The organism is Tateyamaria sp. (assembly GCF_059783535.1).
Genome location: NZ_JBYNDP010000228.1, coordinates 1 through 2,988, shown reverse-complemented (window position 1 = coordinate 2,988; position 2,988 = coordinate 1). Strand labels below are relative to the sequence as shown.

The 2,988-nt window shown below is 63.3% G+C and carries 4 protein-coding genes; 3 read left to right on the top strand and 1 reads right to left on the bottom strand.

Translation table 11 applies throughout. The features are described from left to right. The first annotated feature begins 113 nt into the window (after positions 1-113). On the top strand, positions 114-1,046 hold the full coding sequence (locus tag AC6RA8_RS21895) for a prephenate/arogenate dehydrogenase family protein (protein WP_500355866.1): 933 nt from the start codon (positions 114-116) through the stop codon (positions 1,044-1,046). Next, entirely contained in the window at positions 1,043-1,825 is a 783-nt protein-coding gene (locus AC6RA8_RS21890; protein WP_500355865.1) for an extensin-like domain-containing protein, read from the top strand. The genes AC6RA8_RS21895 and AC6RA8_RS21890 overlap by 4 nt, the downstream gene beginning before the upstream one ends. A gap of 12 nt (positions 1,826-1,837) precedes the next feature. Here AC6RA8_RS21890 and AC6RA8_RS21885 read toward each other — a convergent pair whose 3' ends face one another. Further along, complete coding sequence (locus AC6RA8_RS21885) at positions 1,838-2,836, bottom strand: DUF2125 domain-containing protein (RefSeq protein ID WP_500355863.1); 999 nt, start codon at positions 2,834-2,836, stop codon at positions 1,838-1,840. A gap of 66 nt (positions 2,837-2,902) precedes the next feature. Here AC6RA8_RS21885 and AC6RA8_RS21880 point away from each other — a divergent pair. Further along, the coding region (locus AC6RA8_RS21880; RefSeq protein ID WP_500355868.1) for a gamma-glutamylcyclotransferase at positions 2,903-2,988 on the top strand (86 nt) is incomplete at its 3' end.

Sequence of the window (2,988 nt, the reverse complement as noted above, 5' to 3'; positions counted from 1 at the left end):
AACGCCGACGGTATCCTCGTGCGGCGCGTGGGCGGCTACGGCTTCCCCGAAGGTCTGCGTATCACTGTCGGCAATGCAGAGCAGACAGGTCGCGTCATCTCGGCCCTGACAGAATGGCGGAACGCATCGTGAGCGTGATCTACGACAAGATTGCCTTTATCGGCTTGGGATTGATTGCGGGCTCTATGGCATGGGCGACGCAGCGCGCAGGTGCGGCCACAACCATCAGTGGTTACGCGCGGTCCGAAGCGACGCGCGAGACAACGCGGCGGCTGGGCTTTTGTGACATCGTGACCGACACAGCGGCGGAAGCGGTCCGCGACGCGGACCTTGTTGTTCTCGCCGTGCCCATTGGCGCAATGGGTCCGGTGATGGCCGAGATCAAGTCCGCGCTCAAACCCGGAGCCACGGTGATCGACGTGGGATCGGTAAAACAGGCCGTGTTCGACGCGGTGCAGCCCCATCTGCCCGATGGCGTGCACTTTGTGGGCACACACCCTATGGCTGGGACAGAACATAGCGGACCGGAGGCGGGCTTTGCTGAGCTCTATGACAACCGTTGGACATTGATTGTCACCCCGGACGACGCTGACCCGGACGCTGTGGAGAAGGTCGAGCGCTACTGGGCGGCGCTGGGCGCCATGACGGACCGGATGAATGTGCAGCACCATGACCGGGTTTGCGCGGTGGTCAGCCATATCCCGCACCTGATCGCCTATACGATGGTTGGCGTGGCCGATGATCTGCGGCGGGTCACGGACAGTGAAGTGATCAAGTTCTCGGCTGCCGGGTTCCGGGATTTCACCCGCATCGCGGCCAGTGATCCGACCATGTGGCGCGATGTATTCCTGACGAACAAGGACGCAACGCTGGAAATCCTGGGTCGCTTCACTGAAGAGCTGTTTGCCCTGCAACGCGCCATCCGCACGGGCGACGGAGATCACTTGTTCAACTATTTCACACGAACACGCGCGATCCGCCGCGGGATCATCGAGGCGGGCCAGGACACGGATGCCCCGGATTTTGGTCGCGGTGTAACGCGATGAGGGCGCTGGCGCTTGGGCTGATGACGGCCGCTGGCCTTGCAGTTGCGGCGCCCGAGGCGTCAAAGCGCCCTGTTGCACGGGCTGGAACAGATGCGCGGAACGTTGTGCGCGAAGTGGCTGTATCCCCCGTGGTGCCAACCGTGGCCTCGGCCATACCATCAGCCGCCATCTTGCCTGAAAGCGCCACGTCGCTTCGCCCCGCTCTGCGCCCCCGCGCCATTGTCGAGAAAGCCATGGCGCGCCGGGCAGAACGCCGCCGGGGTCAGGTCTGCGGTGATCCAGACCTGCAGGGGGATTTCGTGGGCTTTGTGCCGGGGCGCATCAATGGCTGCGGGATATCCGAAGCCGTACGCCTGCGCTCAGTCTCGGGCGTCACGCTCAGCCAATCGGCCCTGATGGATTGCACGACGGCGAAAGCGCTGAAGCGATGGACGGAGCGGGGGGCCAAACCCGCACTGCGCGGAACCGGCGGTGGGCTGGCCAGCTACCGTGTGGCGGCCCACTATGCCTGCCGGACGCGCAACAACCAGCCGGGAGCACGCATCTCTGAACATGGCAAGGGGCGGGCCATCGATATCTCGGGCTTCCAGCTTAAGGACGGAACCACCCTGACAGTATTGAACGACTGGAACTCGCGCCATCGCCGAGCGCTGCGGTCGATGCACAAGGCGGCATGTGGACCTTTTGGCACCGTGCTTGGGCCAAATTCTGACCGGTTTCACCGTGACCACTTCCATTTTGACACCGCCCGTTATCGCGGCGGAACCTACTGCCGGTAGGATCCACCGCAATCAGCGCAGGATCAGGCGCGGTGCCGGGGCCAGTGGGATAAAGCCAAGGCGGATTGCGCCGTCCCTGACCGACAATTCGACATCCAGTGTGTTTTCATTGCCTGACGCCCCGGCCAAGGCCTGCAAAACACCTTCGGCCTGACCGCGCAATTGGGTCGGCAGAAGCCCCGCCGTTTCCGACATGTCCAGCATGTCGCGCCAGTTCTCAGCCTGAATGGCGACTGTCCCCGCGGGGACACCTTGGGCATCAACTGTCAGATCGGCTGAGAGGTTGAATTTCATGTCACCCCAGATCGCCTCGACCAGATGCAGGTCGACGATACGGGGCTGAGGGCGACGCTGATCCAAGGCGCGCCGATCCCACGGCTGATCGAAGGTTACATCGGCACGCAATTGCAGGCTTTGGAAGGCTCCCGGAAAATTGTCGGGCAAGCGCAGACCGCGCCGGGTCGCCGCGCCGGGAGTGAACGTGTCCGCTTTGGCAACAAGCGCATATTGTGCGCCCTCGAGCTGTTCCATGGTTAGGGTCAGGTCGTCGGCCTGCATCTGCACACCTTCCGGATCACTGATCTGCCACGCACCCGCGGTCCATCCCAGTGCCTCAAGCTCAAGTGCGGTGCCGGGGTGCAGGTTCAGTGCCATCAATCCGTCCGCCATGGTCAACGTTGACCGCCCAAGCGGCGATGCAATCAGGATCGGGTCGTCATCAAGCGTGACGGTCACGTCAACCGGCCACCATGCCGGCGCCGCGATGTCCAGTGCTTGGGTCTCGATGGCCAGACCGGCCTGCGGGTCAGCCACGGCAATGTCGCGCAACCCGGCTTGCAGGACCATGGGAAAACCGCCGCCCTCAATCTCGCTCAACTCGGCCTGCCACCCTTCGGCCTGCCGCGCGTCGAACCAAGTCTGTACACCACCGCGCAGCCCGGCCGATGCAAACCACCACCAGCCGCACCATGCCAACGCTGCCAGTGCAACGATCCACATCACTTTGCGCATGGGTGCCCCTTTTCCTTTTCTTCCAAATCGGGTCTACCCCACGGCGCAACAAAAGGACCAGTGACAATGACCATGTGGGTTTTCGGCTATGGCAGCCTGCTTTGGAACCCCGGCTTCGATGTGGCCGAAGCCGCGCGCGGCACTTTGCCGGG

What these genes read in the sequence shown, in the direction of transcription:
- AC6RA8_RS21895 (WP_500355866.1), top strand. Translation starts at nt 114, where the DNA reads ATGGCGGAACGCATCGTGAGCGTGATCTACGACAAGATTGCCTTTATC.
- AC6RA8_RS21890 (WP_500355865.1), top strand. Translation starts at nt 1,043, where the DNA reads ATGAGGGCGCTGGCGCTTGGGCTGATGACGGCCGCTGGCCTTGCAGTT.
- AC6RA8_RS21885 (WP_500355863.1), bottom strand. Translation starts at nt 2,836, where the DNA reads ATGCGCAAAGTGATGTGGATCGTTGCACTGGCAGCGTTGGCATGGTGC.